We start from the raw sequence: 16,262 nt of genomic DNA on the forward strand, positions 1-16,262 counted from the left end.
CGATCGAAGGAGGCTGCAATGAGCGAGCAGAACCGCCCGGAGGACGAACTGAACCTGCCGGATCCCGAACTGAACATTCAGGGTGAGGACCCGGTCATCCCGGATGAGGGCGCCGACGCGGTCCCGCCGGAACTTGTTGACGCCGGGATCGATACGGACTCGGAGCGTCCCGTGGACGAGACGCTGTCCGACCCGCTCGAAGGCGGGATGGCGGACGACCGGCTGGGAGCCCCACTGGAGGATTTCGACCCGGATGAATCGCCGAGCCAGTAGGCGCAAACGAAGCCCCGCAGATTACCTGCGGGGCTTCACTGGTTCCGTACGGTTTCGGCTACGTGGTCCGGTCGCTGGCTGGTTCTTCCACTGTCGACTTGTCGAGGAAGGCAATCACTTCGGAGTCATCAGACTTCGTCCAGGTTTCGCTCCCGGTGTCCTTGTCTTCCCGGCGGGTTTCCGGCGTCTGCACGGTTTCCCTGCGGAAACCCCAACGGGAATCCTTATTCGAGGCGTAGCACATCTCGAACCTCCTTCATATCGGTCCCTTAATCGTCCTCCGGTCGCCGTCGGATGCCAAGGGCCGCTCGCTCGCAGATTCAGGGACGCAGGGTGCGGACTTTCGTCTCTGAACGATCGTTTCTGCGGGCCCCGAAGACTAGAGTCTCGTCCATGGCGGCCGAGCAGAAGACAGCGCTTAACAACGGTGTGTGGATAGACCGGCTCGGCTTCGGCACGGCCAGAATTCCGCCGCCGGAGACCGCCGGGCTTTGCTATCGCGCTTTGCAGGCCGGTTTCCGCCATATCGATACCGCGGCGCTGTATGGCAACGAGCAGGGGGTGGGTGAGGCCGTCCGCAAATACACGGCCAGCGGGCTGGCCTCCCGCGAGGAAATCTTTGTCACCTCCAAGGTTTACAACCATAACCACGGCCATGACCGGGCGCTCCGAGCCTTCGAAGATTCGGCCCGGCAACTGGGGCTCGACTACATCGACCTGTATTTGATCCACTGGCCCCAGCCCAAGCGTGGTCTGTTTGTGGAAACCTACAAGGCGCTCGAGCGCCTCTACCGTGAGGGGCGCGTTCGGGCGGTAGGCGTTTCGAACTTCCTCCCGAAACATCTCGAACGGCTGCTCCACAACACCGACCTCGTCCCGGCGGTCAACCAGATCGAGTTGCACCCGTGGTTCCAACAAGCGGAACTACGGGAATTCAACGCCGCCCTCGGCATCCGCACCGTGGCCTGGAGTCCCCTGGCCCGGGGAGCAGCGTTGAAGGATCCTATCGTGGTGGACCTGGCCCGCGATCTGGGCAAAACTCCTGCCCAGGTGGTCCTGCGCTGGCATCTCCAGCTGGGCAATATTGCCATCCCCAAAGCCACCGGTCCCCGCATTGCGGAGAACTTCCGTGTCTGGGACTTCAGCCTGAACAACACCGCCATGGAGCGCCTGGCCCGCCTCGACCGCCGGGACGGCCGGATCGGCTCCCACCCTGATCAGATCAACTGAGACGAGGAGTTGCTGCCCACGTGCGGGAACGAAAGCGCTCCTTCCCCGTCGCATCAGCTCCAGTCTGGCGTCTCGACGGATAGGTACCGGCCCATGGGATGGCAGCCGCAGCGGTCAGCGCGCACTCAGCAATTCGACGATGACGTCAAGGGCTTTGGTGAGCTGAAGATCGCTGGGGGCGCCGTACCCGATGACGAGCCCGTTCTCGGGCGCGCGGTCGGCATAGTAGGCGGCCAGTGTCACCAGGCGGACTCCGCGGCGAAGGGCCTCGTCGGCCAGTTGAGGGGCGTCCTTTCCCTGGAAACGCAGGACTGCGTGGAGTCCGCCGTCGAGGGCTGCGAGTTGAAGGTCCGAATGGGCCCCAAGCCGATCCAGTAACAGGGCCCTGCGGTGCGCATATTCGCGGCGGGCACGCGAAATGTGTCGTGCCAAACCCCCGGCCCGGATGTAGTAGGCGAGGGCCGTTTGCATGATCCCGGCCACCGGTGTGTCCAGGTCTTCGCGGATGGCCTTCAGCGCGCGGCCCGATTCCCCGCGGACCACGAGGTAGCCGCACCGCAGCCAGGGACTGAGGGACTTGGAAAATGTCCCCAGCAGCGCGACATCGGCAGTGGATGGAAGTGAAGCAACGGCAGGCAAGGGCATCCTGCGGTGGCGGAATTCGCTGTCGTAGTCGTCTTCGAGGACGAGCACACCGTGTTCGGCTGCCCAATTCAAAAGATCCAGCCGTTCCTGCACCGGCATCCGGCCGCCTAGCGGGTACTGGTGGCTCGGGGTGATCAGCACCGCGTCCGGCAGCCGACCAAGGGACGCCAACTGGACGGCTTTGAGTCCGTCGTCGTCGACGGGCACTGTTTCCACCACGGCACCGGCGGCGGCCATGACCCGTCGGGCCGTTGGATACCCCGGATCCTCGACGAGTATGCGGGGATGCTCTCTGCGGCTTCGAAGGGCGGCCACGGCCAGATGCAGGGCGTCGCTGGTTCCGGCGGTAATGATGACGTCATCCGGTTCGACGGCTAGCCCCCTGGATGCGGCCAGGTGCCCGGCGACCTCCTTCCGCAGGGTGGCGGTCCCAAGAGGTGGCGGCAGGTGTGTGGGTCCCTGTTCGGATACCGCCTTGCGCCAGGCAGTGTGCCACTCGCGGTCGCGGAAGGGCGTTGACGAGGGACGTCCCGGCGTGAGGTCGATGATCGGACTGCTGTCCTGAAGGTGCGGGACCGGGCGTTCCTCGTGGGCAGGGTGTTGAACGTCCGGGCGGAGCGCGACCCTGGTTCCACCGGCACCGTGGCTTTCCAGGAATCCCTCACCGGCCAGTTGCTCGAACGCCCGGACCACCACGCCGCGTGAAATGCCGAGCTCGGAGGCCATCCTGCGTGTCGCCGGGAGCGTATGCTCTGGCCCCAGCAGCCCGCTGAGGATGGCCCTGCGGAGTTGGTCGGCCAGTTGGGCGGCGAGTGGAGCCGGAGCATTCCTGTCGAGTGCGAGCGGAAGCTCGGCCTCTCCCATATGGACCTCCTGATTTCCTCTTTCTTGGACCTAGTGTAGGACCAAGGCGCTTGCCACCATGGAAACCGCAACCAGACGCCCCCGCCGCTGCTCCGCTTTTACCCAGCCGAGAGCCGGATGAAAGAAGGACTCATGTTTGACGGACTCTGCGCTTTCCCCCTCACACCAATTGTTGATGACCGCATCGAGGTGAAGGCCGTTGCTCTATTGGTCTCCCGGGCCGCGAGAGCCGGCGTGAACTCCCTTGGCGTGCTCGGCTCCACCGGAAACTACGCGTACTTGTCCCGGGAGGAACGCCGTGCCGTACTTGAAGCCGCTGTCGATGCCGCCGACGGGGTCCCGGTCATCGCCGGAGTGGGTGCGGTGCGTACCCGCGATGTCCTGGCGCATGTTGAAGATGCCCAGGCAGCAGGGGCTTCAGGATTGCTGCTGGCCCCGGTGTCGTACCAACGCCTGACGGAGGCGGAAGTCTTCAGCCTGTACCAGGACGTCTCGGCGGCATCCTCGGTACCCATCGTCGTCTACGACAACCCAGGCACTACCGGGTTCACGTTTTCCGATGCCCTGTATTCGCGCATTGCCGACATCCCGGCGATTGCCTCCATCAAAATCCCCCCTCCCCCACCAGGGCAGGCTCCTGCACGCCTGAGGGAGTTGCGCTCGCTGCTGCCGGAACGCATATCGGTAGGTATCAGCGGCGACTGGTCCGCTGCTGAAGCGCTGCTCGCCGGCTGTGATGTGTGGTATTCGGTGATCGCCGGCGTCCTTCCCGAAACGGCCAAGGTGATGGCGGATCATGCGTTGGCTGGCCGCAGCGACCGGGCCCTGGAAGCGTCGGCGAATCTCGAGCCCCTATGGTCGCTCTTCCGGACGTACGGCAGCCTGCGCGTTACCGCAGCAATTGCAGAGCATCTGGGGCTGATTTCCTCACCTAGCCTGCCGTTGCCGCTTCACGGTCTGGACAGTGAAGGCAGCCTGAAAGCAGCGGACGTCATTCGCCAATGCGGTCTTCAGGCGTGACCAAAGGCCTCCTGATCCTGGTTTAGGCGGCAGATCCAATGAGTCTTCCAAGCCGTAGCGTCCCTGCCCGCACGCGCAGTCGGGGCACCGATGTGCCCGAGGGGCTTGCCCGCTATGTCGTGGCAGCCACCTTGGCCCGCGGCGCCGACGGGGGCGCGGTGGTTGCCATCATCCTTCTCGTGGCGACGAGCGGGGCGCCAGGATGGCTGGCCGGCCTTCTTGGTGCCTGTATTACGGCGCCCCACATGTTTGGTCCCTTCGTCGCCCGATGCCTTGATACTGCCCGCGACGGCCGTTCCGTTATTGCCCTGTCCTGTATAGCCCACGGGGTAACGCTCGCGGCGGCTGTCCTGCTGTATCCGGTGACCTGGCCAGTCATCACCGGGGTGCTGCTGGTCGCTTCCGGATTAGTTGGTCCGCTGCTGACCGGGGGGATCAGCAGTCGGCTGCCGGCCATAGCGGGGCCGGGAAGATCCAGCCAGCGCCGCGCCCAAGGCTGGGACGTGGCCACCTACGGTATTGGCGGCACGATCGGGCCCTCCCTTGTTGCCGCGGTTTCGGCGTGGTCAGGCCCCGCGGTGGCAGCGCTGATCCTGGCCGCGGCCACGTTTGTTGCTGCAGCGGTAATCAGGCTCCTGCCATATTCCCCGCCAGCTGCCGCAGCCTCGGAGGTCCCCCAGCCGGGACGGACACTGGTGATGATGTTCTCGACGGGTCCTCTGCGCAGAACACTCTATATGACGGTTGTCGTCGCCCTGTCGGTTGCGGTGCTGCCCATCACGGCGGTAGCCTCCACCGGCGAACTCGCCGTCGAACCTGCTGCAGCCGGCGTCCTTGCCGCGGCATATGGGCTCGGTGGCCTGGCCGGTTCAGCCGGCGTGATGGTCCGGCCGATGCAGGCCGACGCAGACCGACTGATGACGTGGCTGTCGGCCGGGGTAGGTGTAACCCTGGCCGGGGCGGCATTTGCCGGCAACTTCCCTGCCGCAGTGGCGACCTACTCCTTGGCCGGGATCGCGAACTCGTACTTTTTCGCCGCTACCCTGGCCGCCCGCAGCGAATATGCACCGCCGGAGGCACGAGGCCAAGTGTTCGTGTGGGTCGGAGCCCTGAAGATCACTGCCGGTTCGGCAGGAACTGCTGTGGCCGGTGCCGTCGTTTCGCACGCGACCCAGCTGCCCTTGTTCCTGGCAGTGGCCATCATTACGGCCGCCGTGGGCGCGTCAGTCCTGGACCGCCATGCCAGCGCGAAGGTGTGAACCAAGGCCCGGTCAGCGCACGGCTGCGCCACACTCGGCACACACGTGCGGTGCACGCCGTCGGCGGCGCTGGAAGTCAAAGGGGCGCAAGACTCGGCGGCCAAGCTCGGTGGAGAGCCGATGCTTGCCAGGGACGTATAGGGCAGACTGGTGGCGTGAGCGGAATCCCGTGGGTGCTGCACGTCGATCTCGACCAGTTTATCGCTGCGGTCGAAGTGCTCCGGCGGCCGGAGCTTGCGGGCAAACCGATCATTGTCGGCGGCCGGGGCGACCCCACGGAACGGGCTGTGGTGTCGACCGCATCCTACGAAGCCAGGGCGTTCGGCGTGGGTTCGGGAATGCCCCTACGCACCGCTGCCCGGAAAGTGCCCGATGCTGTCATCCTTCCTGTCGATCACGAGGCGTACCTCGCGGCGTCTGAAACGGTGATGGCTACGCTTCGTGAGCAGCCCGGCGCCACAGTGCAGGTGCTGGGCTGGGATGAAGCCTTTGTCGGCGTCGAGACAGAGAATCCGGAAGCCTACGCCCGGCAGTTGCAGGCCGCTGTCCTGGAGCGAACGCAGTTGCATTGCAGCGTGGGCATCGGCGACACTTTGGTCCGAGCCAAGGTCGCCACGGGTTTCGGCAAGCCGGCCGGCGTCTTCCGTCTCACTGCCGGGAACTGGCTGGACGTCATGGGCGGTCGGCCCACCAAGGACCTGTGGGGCGTCGGAACCAAAGTGTCCGGCCGGCTGGCCAAACTCGGCATTAACACAGTCGCCGAGCTCGCTGCGTCCGACCCCCAGGACCTGGTCCCGGAATTCGGCCCCAAGATGGGTCCTTGGTACGCGGAGCTAGGACGAGGGGACGGCGCCAGCGTCGTGGACGATACCCCGTGGGTTGCCCGCGGGCACAGCCGGGAGACCACCTTCCAGCGGGACCTGACCGAGCCCGCCCAGATCGACGACGCCGTAAGGGAGCTGACAGCGCGTGTCCTTGAGGACGTTGTGGCCGAAGGACGGCCCGTGGTTGGGCTGACCCTCAAGGTTCGATACGCACCGTTCTTCACCAAGACCCACGCCAGGAAAATTCCCGAGACGTTCGACCGGAACGAAATCCTTGCGCGGGCATTGGACCTCGCGGCCGGAATCGAAGCGGGCCGCCCCATCCGGCTCTTAGGCCTGCGGGCCGAAATGGCAATGCCCGACGACGCCCGAAAGGGACATACGCCGACGCGCGGCGGCTGGTGACGGCGGCGCTCGCCTTGTTGGCGACTATTTAGGCGTGAAGACGGCAGCCGTTGCAGCCTCTGGGCTTAGCGACCCCGTTCGAAGCGATCACCGTACTGCCGACAACGATGCAGACGTCCTCGTCAGGCCGGGACGCATTGACCCCGTTCCCGGGGTGCTGCCAAACTTGTGCGCATTGCACGTCTGGTTCAAAGGAGACCCTCATGGCACCCATGATCCGCAAGAGTCTAAACGAGCCCGAAGAAACCCGGCCTTTCGAGGACGGCAAAGGAAAGCTGGATTTGATCAATCTCGAGGCAGGCGCCGTCGGGCGGGCGGTTTTCGAGCCCGGTTGGCAGTGGTCCAAGCACGTGAAACCCATTGCTAAGACGGACAGCTGTCAGGTGGCCCATACCGGCTATGTGTTGTCCGGACGACTCAAGATCGTCATGGACGACGGGGAGGAAAACGAGTTCACCGTCGGCGACTATATGTCCGTCCCGCCAGGTCACGATGCATGGGTCGTAGGAGATGAGCAATGCGTGGTCGTTGATTGGCAAGGATTCAGCGACTACGCCAAGCGACAGGACTAAGAGCGTCATCTCCAGTCGCCGCACCTGGCACGACTAACGGCCGCTCTGGGGTCGCCTCCTTCCGTCGACCACCAGAAGCACAAGACAGGCTAAATCCCCCCGAATACAGGCGTCCTGCTCGCCGCCGCCCAGACACGGTTGAACCTCGGCACCTCCTCCCCGGGCCCAGGGAGGAGGACGTGTTATTCCTCGGCTGCCTCATCGAGCATTTCGCACACATCGTGCACGTGCCGGGTGGTGTTCAGCACGATATCCACCGAGGTTGGCTCGACCATCTCCGGGTCCTCAGAGAATTGGGCATGGAAAGCCAGCCACCCCCGCTCGAAGTACAAGAACTCCGGAAGGCCTTCTTCTTCCAGCGCCGCGGTATCATCGGTGCCCATGGGGTAGATGATCGAGGGACCCTTGAGCGAGTCGACGATGGTTAACTGGTCCGCCGAGAAGTATTGGAAGCCCGGTCCGGAGATGTCGAGTTCGTCGATGAAGGCACCGTCCGAGGCGCGCGTCAGGTCCACGGTGGCGTCGCCCCGGAACTTCACCAGTGTCGACCCGTTCTGCCTAACCCGTGCCTTGTAATGGACTTCCCGGACGTCTCCGGATTCTGAAGTGACCGTGGTGCCGCACGCCTCGAACTCTATAGGAGCGTAGTAATCGTCCGGGACTGGTAGGTACTGCCCCCCAGTGTCCTCGGGCGGCCAAGGGGTGGGGGCTTCTTCCTGGGGCGTTGCAACGGCCGGCGCGGTCCCCGCGACGAGGGCGAGAGCAATGAAAATGGGCAGGCGCAGTGTTTTCTTGATGGACATGATGAGACTCCTGGCGTGGCAGGAGGGCTGGTCGCTCGTCCTGCACGGATATGCGTTGGATGCCGTAGTGGCGACAGGTCCGTTGAGAGAACCACGGTCCCTGCGTTCCTTCCCCCAGCCAGGCGCACAGTGCGCTCAACGTACGTCAGCGGTTTTCCGACTGTCAATGGGTTCGGGCGCAGTACTACTACCCTCTTGAATGGAGGGTGTATTAAAACCGTTCTAGAGGAAATGCACCGTTTCTCCCAGTTGCGAATGGGATATCAGGAGGCAGGCGAAAACGTCACACCTACGGGCGGGAAAAGGGGCGGAAGCAATGTCGATGCCCAGATTAAGGTTATTTCCCGCACCGAATTCCTCCAGTGGTTGGCACGCCGCCGATCGTTGACGGTACGAACCCGCGACTTACCTCTGCCCTCGTCTTTACTTCGCAGATGCATGACATTCTTCGAAGGTCCTGACCGCACAGCGGCATCTAAGGAACGACCCATATGACCGATGCTTAGATAGGTCGTTTATTTTGCTCAGATGCGGGAGTTCCCCCAAAGGAGGATGGCCAAACGGACCAAGACAAGCAAAGTGAACTAGCCTCCAACTGGCAAGCAAATGTAGCTATTCACAGTTGAGGGTTTAATCGCTGACTGGATGTTGATCGATCAACGGCGCACCCGATAGCGCAGGTGAAGCACCCGGTTGCCCTGTATCACCACGTCGGGATCCTCCAACAGGTGCTGTGCGCGGACCGACCCGAAGTAGCGCTTGCCGGACCCGAACACGACGGGTACGACGTCCATGCGGACCTCGTCGACCAGGCCCGCGGCGAGCACCTGGCCACCGACGTCGCCAGCGGCGACCTCGACGATGCGGTCACCTGCGAGCTCCTGCGCCCTGGTCACGGCTGCCTCGACGCCGTCGACAAAGTGAAACGGCGCCTCGGGGTCCCAGCCCTCGGGCTTCGGCCGGTGCGTCACGACGACCACGTGGTCGACCCCGCTTGGAGGCTTCCCGTCCCAGCCGTCCGTCATGTCGAAGACGTGGCGGCCGACGATTGTCGCCCCGATCTGGTCCCAGTACGGCCGGGTGTAGTCGTAGGACGTCTGCGACACCTTCACCTCGCCGCTCTCGTCCAACGGGACGTCACCGCTGGTCAGCCAGTCGAACAGCGGTCCGGGCTGGTCGTTCTCGTCCGCGACGAAGCCGTCCACCGACACCGAACTGTACATGACCACCTTGCCCACGGGGCTCTCCTTTCCTTTACGCCAACTCCGGCACCCACTTGACTCATCCTCTGCGCCTCAGTCAGGCCGCCCGTCAGTGATCTCGTCCCCTGCAGGGAGAGCCGTGCCGACGGAATTCCCTGACGAGATCTGCCGCTTGATCTGCTCGAGCTCATCTTTGAGCAGGTCAACGGTGGCACGGTATTTTTCGAAGTCCGCCTTTCGGCGCTTGGCTACTGCGTAACTGATGCCGGCGGCGAGAATGGCAAGCGGGAATGACACCAGCAGGGCCCAGCCTGACGCGGCCAGGAAGTCCAGCGCTACGGGAAGTGCCTGCTTGAAGGCCAGGAACTCGTTCACCCCACCGACCACTCCGTTCAGAGCGGAGTCCAGCGGGCCCAGAAACTGCCCCACGACAGGCGTCCCGGAAAACGTCGGAGCGGTCAGCGGCGGTTCTCCCCCTGCCGACCAGCGCGAATCACCGAAGTGGTTCAGGACGTAGATCCCGGCGCCCGCATTGAGGGCCGCGAAGAGCAAGACGGAGCCAAGCGCAGTCCAATGAAGCCTGCGCGGACGCCAGACGCCGGCCGCAAGCGCAAAGACGGTGGCTGCAACCCAACAAAAGATGCGGAGTTCGTCGCGGCTCATGCCGCCCCACAGATCCAAGGAATCCCCGCCCCTTACAGTTGGATTCGATGCTGGTTTCGGTCCCAAGCGAGCTTATCCCAGTCGTTCCGGGCATGCTGCTGACACTTCGCAGCTATATGCACCGAGGCGACTGACTCAAACCTTGTCTGAAGGCAGCTGCTGTAGCCGCCAGGCGATTATTTCGCGGATGAGCTCGGTCGGGAGGGGGGCATCATGGCGCAGCTGGATAGAGTGCTCGGTGGTCCCATATGCGGTCAGCTCTGTCGAGAAATGCGCGATCACGTCTGAAGTCGGATAGAACCCAATGTGGCGCTTTGTTCCGGTGAAGAAGAACAACGGCTCGGTGCCGAGTTTGAAGGTCGGCATACGCCAACTGATCGATTCTACGGCTTCATCGGGCACGGCCGACCGGATCAGTTCGTACACGGTCAGCAGCCGATCCCGTACATCACCGTCGTACCGGTCGATGTACTCGATGATCGAACTCGCTGTCATGGTTCTCTCCCTTTCGCCGAAGTCATGTCGGGCGACGGTCGCATCTTGAGCGATCGTGCACGCCCCGGTCATAGTACAGCTGCACCCATAGATTGCCGCCGCCAAAGATCACCGACCGATCCATCACTTTCTGTACGTTGTCCGGCCGGGGGGTCCTCATGCCTCTCGACTGCCGTCGGTCCGGCGTCGCGCTGCTCGGCGGCCAGGGCTTAACGCCTTCAAATCCATGCTGGCGGTGTCGCAATACCCCAGGTCCCCGACCCCAACAGCGTCGACTATATCGGTCATCTCGTAGACGGGTCTGTTGCGAGGGCATGACCCGGCGGCCGCTGGGTCATGCCCTTAGAAAGTGGCGGATCGAAGTGGGTTCGTAGACCGTGACTGAGCTCATCATCGGTCCCCTGCAGGTCAGCTGACACGGCGGAGTACGGTGTGCCTGCAGTTCGACCTCAATACTCCCTGCATGTGGCGGCCGGCCGGTGATGCGAATCCGCCAGTGGTCGCCGTCGCGGACAGCGTCAGTGATCGTGTAGTCATGACGGCTGGCGGGGCCGAAACATTTCAGCGCGGCCGCGACAGCGGCTTGCTGTGGTTGGGCGAGATCTGTGTATCCGCGCAGATGCTTTGCGTGGATACGGCCGGCGAGGTGTTCTTCAATTGTCGCAACGGATGATTTCGCATCTAGACCGCCGTAGTAGACGCCGTCGGGCGCAACGATGACGTTGGCGGCGAACCTGTCACCGCCTACGTGCGTGCATTCCCACACCAGCTCCGGCCAGCGTTCACTCAGTCTTCGTGCCACGGGGCGTCCGCGCGAAGCGCAGCAGGGGTCGTGCCGACCGTGGGTGCACACCAGAATGACGGGCTGCAGGCCGGGCTCACCGGGGGTTTTGAGGGCTAGGGCGATCTGCGCCAGATCCTCATCACGGGTCCACGTTCCCCATTGCTGGCGATGGGCACCGGAGTTCTCGTGGCGCAACACGGCCCAGCGGCCGGGACCCTTGCGGCTTCTGCGGCCGTGTCGTCGTACCAGCAGCACCCGGGCCCGCGCCGCCTGCGCAGCGGAAAATACGAGTGCTTTGGTTTCGGGTTCGAGATCGAGGTCGCTGAAGCCGTTAGTCGGCCACCCGCCTCGGCATTCGATGAGGACTCAGATGAAGCCGCGGGGTGCTGTGCCTGCCAGCGGGTCGCCGCGTGTCCGGGCGCCTTCGGCGCAGAAGAAGCGTTCGGTGGCAGGCATCGTGGTGTCATCACTGTTTCGCAGGAACGACGACGCCGGCTCGCAAGAGCCTTTCGACGAGCTCGACGCCGAGATCGTTCGCAGTGTGAACCTTGCCGTTGAGCAGCCGGGTCACAGACGGCAAGTCCTTTTCGGGGAAGTCGAGCCAACCCACGCGCGTGGTCAGGCGTGAATCCTCCAACCGTGGTTGCAGTGCATCACGCAGCCGCACTTGGGACTCGGGGCCGAGGTGATCGACGGCCGCTAGCTGGTCCAGCAGTCCTAGCGGGGCCGGGCGTCCCTGTCCTCGTCGCGTGCGGTGGAACTGGGGAGTGGAATCGGCCTCAGTGACGGCTATGGCGAGGCGTTCGCGGACGATGTCGAGCTCGCCAGTGGGGCCGTCGACACCCAGTGGCAACGACTTGCGCATCTCTGGATCGTCGCGAAGCAGTTCAAGCGCTGCCTGAGCCAGCTGTTCGGCCAACGCATAGCGGGTCCAGTTGTGGACTCCGAGTGTGAGGTGAATGGATACCTCGCCCTGCGCCTTGGCGGCATGCAACCAGCCGCGCGGCAGATAAAGGGAATCGCCGGGCTTGAGCACCGCGTCGATGTACGCTTCGCCTTCCGCCGCCTCAGCAACTGTGGAGCGGTGATCGGTCCAGGGCTGGTCACGCAGCGGGTCGGGGTGGACGGGTTCGTGGATGATCCAGCGCTTGGTTCCCTCGATTTGCAGGACGAAGACGTCGTGCACGTCGTAATGATCGTCGAATCCTTGGTTCTGGGGTGGGGTGATGTAGGCATTGGCCTGAACCGGGTGTCCTAGCTCCGAGCTCAGCTTGGTGCAGAAGTCTGCCACCGGCTCCCACGTGCGGTGCAGCGCCTGCAGGACGAGTGTGGCACCGTCGGCGAGCCTTCGCCAAAGCATGGTGTCGTCGAGTTGGTCAGGGATGGTGGCGCCAGCCCCGGCGGAAGAAGTGAATGATGAGTCGGGTAGTGTCGAGCCGTCCTTGGCAACACGGAGGAAGGGTGTGCGCAGTCCCCGCCGCGAAGTCAGTTCGTCGACTGCCTCGGCAGAGAACAAATCCGAGAAGTCGCTGGCGTTGCGCGTAAGCAGCGCCGTTCGTCCCCATGCGTGGTGGGCAAACTGGTCGCGTCCTCCGCCAATGAGGCGGGTCTCCAGGATCCCGGGCCTTGGCGCGGCGCCGGGATCCTGAAGGTCAGTTCGAGCGCTGCTCAAGACCGGCTGTCCGACTCTTCGGCACCACCGCCAAGTGCCCCGCCGTCAGCACCGCCATCAGCACCACCGTCGGCCCCGCCATCAGCACCACCGTCGGCCCCGCCATCAGCACCACCGTCGGCGCCACCGTCAGCACCACCGTCAGCGCCACCGTCAGCACCACCGTCAGCGCCACCGTCAGCACCACCGTCAGCGCCACCGTTAGCGCCACCGTTAGCACCACCGTCGTGAACGCCGGGAACACCGGCTGCGCCGCCATCCGCCGGGCCTTCCTGCTCCTCCGGATCCTTCTGGGGGTCAGTCATGCTTCCTCCTGGAATCGAATAGCTGGGATCAGTACCCGTTATCTGTGACTGATCGTTGGGCCCTGCGATCCCTCCTTACACCGCCCGCGATCAACATATCGGCACAGGTTGAGTTTGGGAACACATCCGCGTTGAGGCGACTGATCCAGCACCGGCAACCCGATTCGACCAAAACCATTCGTTAATCACGAATTCTGATCCATACTCGTCACACGGGAAGATTCCGCAGCTTTTCACACCGCACCCGATCACCCGCGGGGCGTCCAAAATGCCCGCAGGCGAACAGTCGTTGCCGGGCCAACGCCTTCAAAGCCTCAGGGGCGGGTGGTGGTGTTACTTCCAGGCCGCCTCATCGAGCATCTCGCACACATCGTGCACGTGCCGGGTGGTGTTCAGCACGATATCCGAAGCGATCGGCTCCATCACCTTCGGGTCCTCAGAGAATTGGCTGTAGAAACCCAACCACCCCCGTGTGTAGTAGGCAAACTCCGGCAAACCTTCTGCGGCCATCATTTCGGCTTCTTCGGGACTCGCTGCTGCCACGATCGAGCGCCCACTGAGGAGTTCCACAACGGTCAGCTCATCGGCTGAGATGTATTGATAGGCCGTTCCGGAAATGTCGAGTTCGTCGATAAAGGCGCCATCCGAGGCACGGGTTAGGTCCACGGTGGCATCTCCTTTGAACTTCAGAATCGTTGATCCGTTCTGCTTCACCCGGGACTTGTAATAAACATCCCGGACGTCTCCGGCTTCCATGGTGACGGTGGTGCCGCACGCCTTGATCTCAATCGGGTCGTAATATTCTTCCGGAACGGGCAGGTACTGGCCTCCTGTGTCCGGGGGAGGCCAGGTGACGGGGGTTTCCTCCGCAGGCGTCGCAACGGTCGGCGCGGCCCCCACGGCGAGGAAGAAAGCAACGAAAACGGGCAGGCGCAGTGCTTTTTTGAGGTTCATGATGGGAGCTCCTGGGCAGCAGGAGGGCTGATCGCTCATCCTGCACGATTATGCGTAAATGCCATAAAGGCGACAGGTCCGTGGAGAGAACGACGGTTCCTGCGTCCCCCCACCGGGCGCATAGTGGCCTCAACATAAGCCCGCGGTTTTCGGGCTGTCAACGGGTTCCGGCGCAATATCTCTACCCTTTGGAAAAAAGGGGAGGGCCGCAGCCTGCAGAAAAAAGGACCTATCCGGGCAAATTGCCCGGATAGGTCGTTTCAGCATTCTGCTCCGCCAGTCAGAGCACGAAGTTGTGTTTATATAAAGAAGAATTCGGAGGAGGAGGAGTGTGAGATGTAGATCTATTTGGAAGTTCTTCCAACAAGGAATCAGCTAGATCCCGCAGGGCACTCATCGGCACATTGGGTCATTGCGGCCTGTCTAGTTGGAAGTTTGTGGTCCCCCTTCCTTAGTTTGTTGCCGAATCGACCTCTGGATCACCGACGATGAGGCCCCGCTGTCGTGGCGCGGAGCGGTGCGGCGGCTGGCCCGCCGCACCGCCGTACGCTCCGTTGCCTAGCCTGAAGTCGCGCTGAACCGCCGGCAGCCGGCAAGTCAGTCGACTATGCGGATTTCGAGAAAGCTGTCACTCCGTGGCGTTGTGGACCGGAGAGTTCGGGTGCGCTGGTCCCGGGAGCTCCCGGGACTGGCTAGGGTCAGCTGCGGCGACAGTCGGGGGGAAGTCATTGCAGCAATGAAGGCGTCGTAGGACGAGGGCTCGTAACCGGGCCGGCTGATCTCAACGACAACACCACATTGCCCGAGCTTCGTCCACGTGTTTGCCGAATTCGGTGTGAGCCTGTTGATGAGCCCGATTCGCCGAAGCATGGCGCTCCGCAGGACATTGAGGTCGGCCTCGCGCTTCGGGTCCTGGCCACCAAACCGCTCCCGGAGCCAAGGACCAAAGTCCCCGTTCGGCCCGGGTCCACCCGGTGGGATCGGACATCGCGGCGCAGCCAACAAGGTTGTGCGGAACGTCGAACCCGGCCGCATGCGCGGCCTCCCACTGGCTGGCCGTGATCCCCCCAACGATGACCTCTCCCTCTAAGTCAGGACGAAACAGGCTCACGCCCAGGTTATGGGTGCGGAAACGGAGACCAGGAATTCCATGAACGTCCGGACTGGGTTCGTCTGGGAACCGCTGGATGACGGGCATTACGCTGAGCACGAACTCCTGGAGTCCGGAGCCGCGCTCGAGCTCGATGACCAGGCGGTTCGGAGCGGGAATCACGCGTTTGATGCCGAAGCTTGGAGATCCGACCATGGACGATGTCCATCGGAGGTCGGCCAGCTTTTCGAAAACAGCTCCCTCCAGCTGTTCCTGCTGGATCGTCGGCTCCGACAGTATCGGGCATCCGGCGGACTTGGCGGATTCGATAGCGCGCCGAGCGATTTGGTGGCTTTCACCCGTGGCGCGACCTCGCAGTTGGGCGAGTCTGGCGATTTTTGAAGCAGGCACGAGATTCCTCCGTATTTTCTGCCGACTCAGAAAAATGGGATGCGTGTCTGTCAAAACGGCACTTCAGGTGGAAACGAGTAAGAGCCGTGCTCCTTCATGACAGCCGTCCTTAGTCGGAGGGCGCCGCCAACGGTTACTCGCAAGCCCGTCTGCGTTCAAATACTACCGCTTCGTGCGAACCGACCCGGGCCAGCCTCGTGTCGGGCGTGTCGCAAGCGATCCCATCTGCCGCATACATCAGGGGTAGATCCAATATTCGCTCCGGGTGCTCGTGCGCGATCAGGCCGCGCCGCCCGCAAAGAAGCTCGGATCCATCTCCGCTCAGCCGGAGTAGGGTCACGCTCATCCCACTCCCGTTCCAGCCGCGGCCGCACCCGGAGCCGCACGTTACTGCCTCGACCGGCGGTCTAGAAGGAGTGCAGTCACCCCCGCCGCAACCGCTGCGACGATCGTGGCGATTAGAAGAAGGGGCAGCAGATCCGACGGCCCGGTCTGTGCCAGGGCCGTCATCGTCAGGACGAAGGCGGCCGCTACCAGAAGAACCACAAGCCGCAGCCTCCTAAGCCGTACCCCCTTCCGACCCAGGCTGGCCTCGGGCTGCGGGTTCCGCCGTCGCAATGACCGTTCGAGAACTAATGCGGTAACTGTAGCCGCAACGCCTACGACGGGGATGACGATGGTCAGAGGCCGAGTTAGTTGCGGCTGCGCGAGTGCCGGAGCAAGCATCGCAAGCATCAGTACGAGGGCGGGAGTGATAACGGCAACTCTTAGTTTCATCACGAGTCCTCATA

At 63.3% G+C, this 16,262-nt stretch carries 16 protein-coding genes; 6 read left to right on the forward strand and 10 right to left on the reverse strand.

The features are described 5' to 3' along the window. Positions 1 to 18 precede the first annotated feature (18 nt). Entirely contained in the window at positions 19 to 273 is a 255-nt protein-coding gene (locus AC5RV3_RS02530; protein WP_494120773.1) for a hypothetical protein, read from the forward strand. Between the two features lie 58 nt (positions 274 to 331). Here AC5RV3_RS02530 and AC5RV3_RS02535 read toward each other — a convergent pair whose 3' ends face one another. Continuing rightward, a complete protein-coding gene (locus tag AC5RV3_RS02535) occupies positions 332 to 517 on the reverse strand; it encodes a hypothetical protein (RefSeq protein WP_494120774.1) in 186 nt (61 codons plus the stop codon). Between the two features lie 149 nt (positions 518 to 666). On the opposite strand from AC5RV3_RS02535, the gene AC5RV3_RS02540 reads away from it, so the two are divergent. After that, entirely contained in the window at positions 667 to 1,503 is an 837-nt protein-coding gene (locus tag AC5RV3_RS02540; RefSeq protein ID WP_494120775.1) for an aldo/keto reductase, read from the forward strand. A gap of 114 nt (positions 1,504 to 1,617) precedes the next feature. Here AC5RV3_RS02540 and pdxR read toward each other — a convergent pair whose 3' ends face one another. After that, a complete protein-coding gene (gene pdxR, locus AC5RV3_RS02545) occupies positions 1,618 to 3,012 on the reverse strand; it encodes a MocR-like pyridoxine biosynthesis transcription factor PdxR (protein WP_494120776.1) in 1,395 nt (464 codons plus the stop codon). Between the two features lie 132 nt (positions 3,013 to 3,144). Between pdxR and AC5RV3_RS02550 the strand changes: the two genes are divergently transcribed. The 4 genes from AC5RV3_RS02550 to AC5RV3_RS02565 all read left to right on the forward strand — a co-directional run bounded on the left by AC5RV3_RS02550 (position 3,145) and on the right by AC5RV3_RS02565 (position 7,092). After that, positions 3,145 to 4,032, forward strand: a complete 888-nt coding sequence (locus tag AC5RV3_RS02550; RefSeq protein WP_494120777.1) for a dihydrodipicolinate synthase family protein — start codon at positions 3,145 to 3,147, stop codon at positions 4,030 to 4,032. Positions 4,033 to 4,070: 38 nt separating this feature from the next. Then, positions 4,071 to 5,291: an MFS transporter gene (locus AC5RV3_RS02555; protein ID WP_494120778.1), complete on the forward strand. Its 1,221-nt coding sequence runs from the start codon at positions 4,071 to 4,073 to the stop codon at positions 5,289 to 5,291. Positions 5,292 to 5,446: 155 nt separating this feature from the next. Further along, positions 5,447 to 6,520 (forward strand): DNA polymerase IV, encoded by a 1,074-nt coding sequence (locus AC5RV3_RS02560; protein WP_494120779.1) that lies wholly within the window; start codon positions 5,447 to 5,449, stop codon positions 6,518 to 6,520. 203 nt (positions 6,521 to 6,723) lie between these two features. Then, a complete protein-coding gene (locus AC5RV3_RS02565; RefSeq protein ID WP_493987076.1) occupies positions 6,724 to 7,092 on the forward strand; it encodes a cupin domain-containing protein in 369 nt (122 codons plus the stop codon). Between the two features lie 182 nt (positions 7,093 to 7,274). Here the strand turns inward: AC5RV3_RS02565 and AC5RV3_RS02570 are convergent, their stop codons facing one another. From AC5RV3_RS02570 to AC5RV3_RS02605, 8 genes are all read right to left on the reverse strand, one after another. Next, positions 7,275 to 7,895 (reverse strand): hypothetical protein, encoded by a 621-nt coding sequence (locus AC5RV3_RS02570; protein WP_494120780.1) that lies wholly within the window; start codon positions 7,893 to 7,895, stop codon positions 7,275 to 7,277. A gap of 656 nt (positions 7,896 to 8,551) precedes the next feature. After that, positions 8,552 to 9,133, reverse strand: coding sequence for a dihydrofolate reductase family protein (locus tag AC5RV3_RS02575; RefSeq protein WP_494120781.1), 582 nt, complete (start codon positions 9,131 to 9,133; stop codon positions 8,552 to 8,554). Between the two features lie 57 nt (positions 9,134 to 9,190). Then, on the reverse strand, positions 9,191 to 9,760 hold the full coding sequence (locus tag AC5RV3_RS02580) for a hypothetical protein (RefSeq protein WP_494120782.1): 570 nt from the start codon (positions 9,758 to 9,760) through the stop codon (positions 9,191 to 9,193). A 135-nt stretch (positions 9,761 to 9,895) separates the two neighbouring features. After that, positions 9,896 to 10,255 (reverse strand): iron chaperone, encoded by a 360-nt coding sequence (locus tag AC5RV3_RS02585; protein WP_494120783.1) that lies wholly within the window; start codon positions 10,253 to 10,255, stop codon positions 9,896 to 9,898. A 334-nt stretch (positions 10,256 to 10,589) separates the two neighbouring features. Continuing rightward, complete coding sequence (locus AC5RV3_RS02590) at positions 10,590 to 11,294, reverse strand: sucrase ferredoxin (protein WP_494120784.1); 705 nt, start codon at positions 11,292 to 11,294, stop codon at positions 10,590 to 10,592. Positions 11,295 to 11,505: 211 nt separating this feature from the next. After that, the gene (locus tag AC5RV3_RS02595) at positions 11,506 to 12,711 is read right to left on the reverse strand and encodes a cupin domain-containing protein (RefSeq protein ID WP_494120785.1); all 1,206 of its coding nucleotides are present in this window, start codon (positions 12,709 to 12,711) and stop codon (positions 11,506 to 11,508) included. Beyond that, complete coding sequence (locus tag AC5RV3_RS02600) at positions 12,692 to 12,970, reverse strand: hypothetical protein (RefSeq protein WP_494120786.1); 279 nt, start codon at positions 12,968 to 12,970, stop codon at positions 12,692 to 12,694. Before AC5RV3_RS02600 ends, AC5RV3_RS02595 begins: the two co-directional genes overlap by 20 nt. Before the next feature lie 379 nt (positions 12,971 to 13,349). After that, on the reverse strand, positions 13,350 to 13,970 hold the full coding sequence (locus AC5RV3_RS02605) for a hypothetical protein (RefSeq protein WP_494120787.1): 621 nt from the start codon (positions 13,968 to 13,970) through the stop codon (positions 13,350 to 13,352). Between the last annotated feature and the right edge of the window lie 2,292 nt (positions 13,971 to 16,262).

This window comes from Arthrobacter sp. Y3221114 (assembly GCF_059092625.1).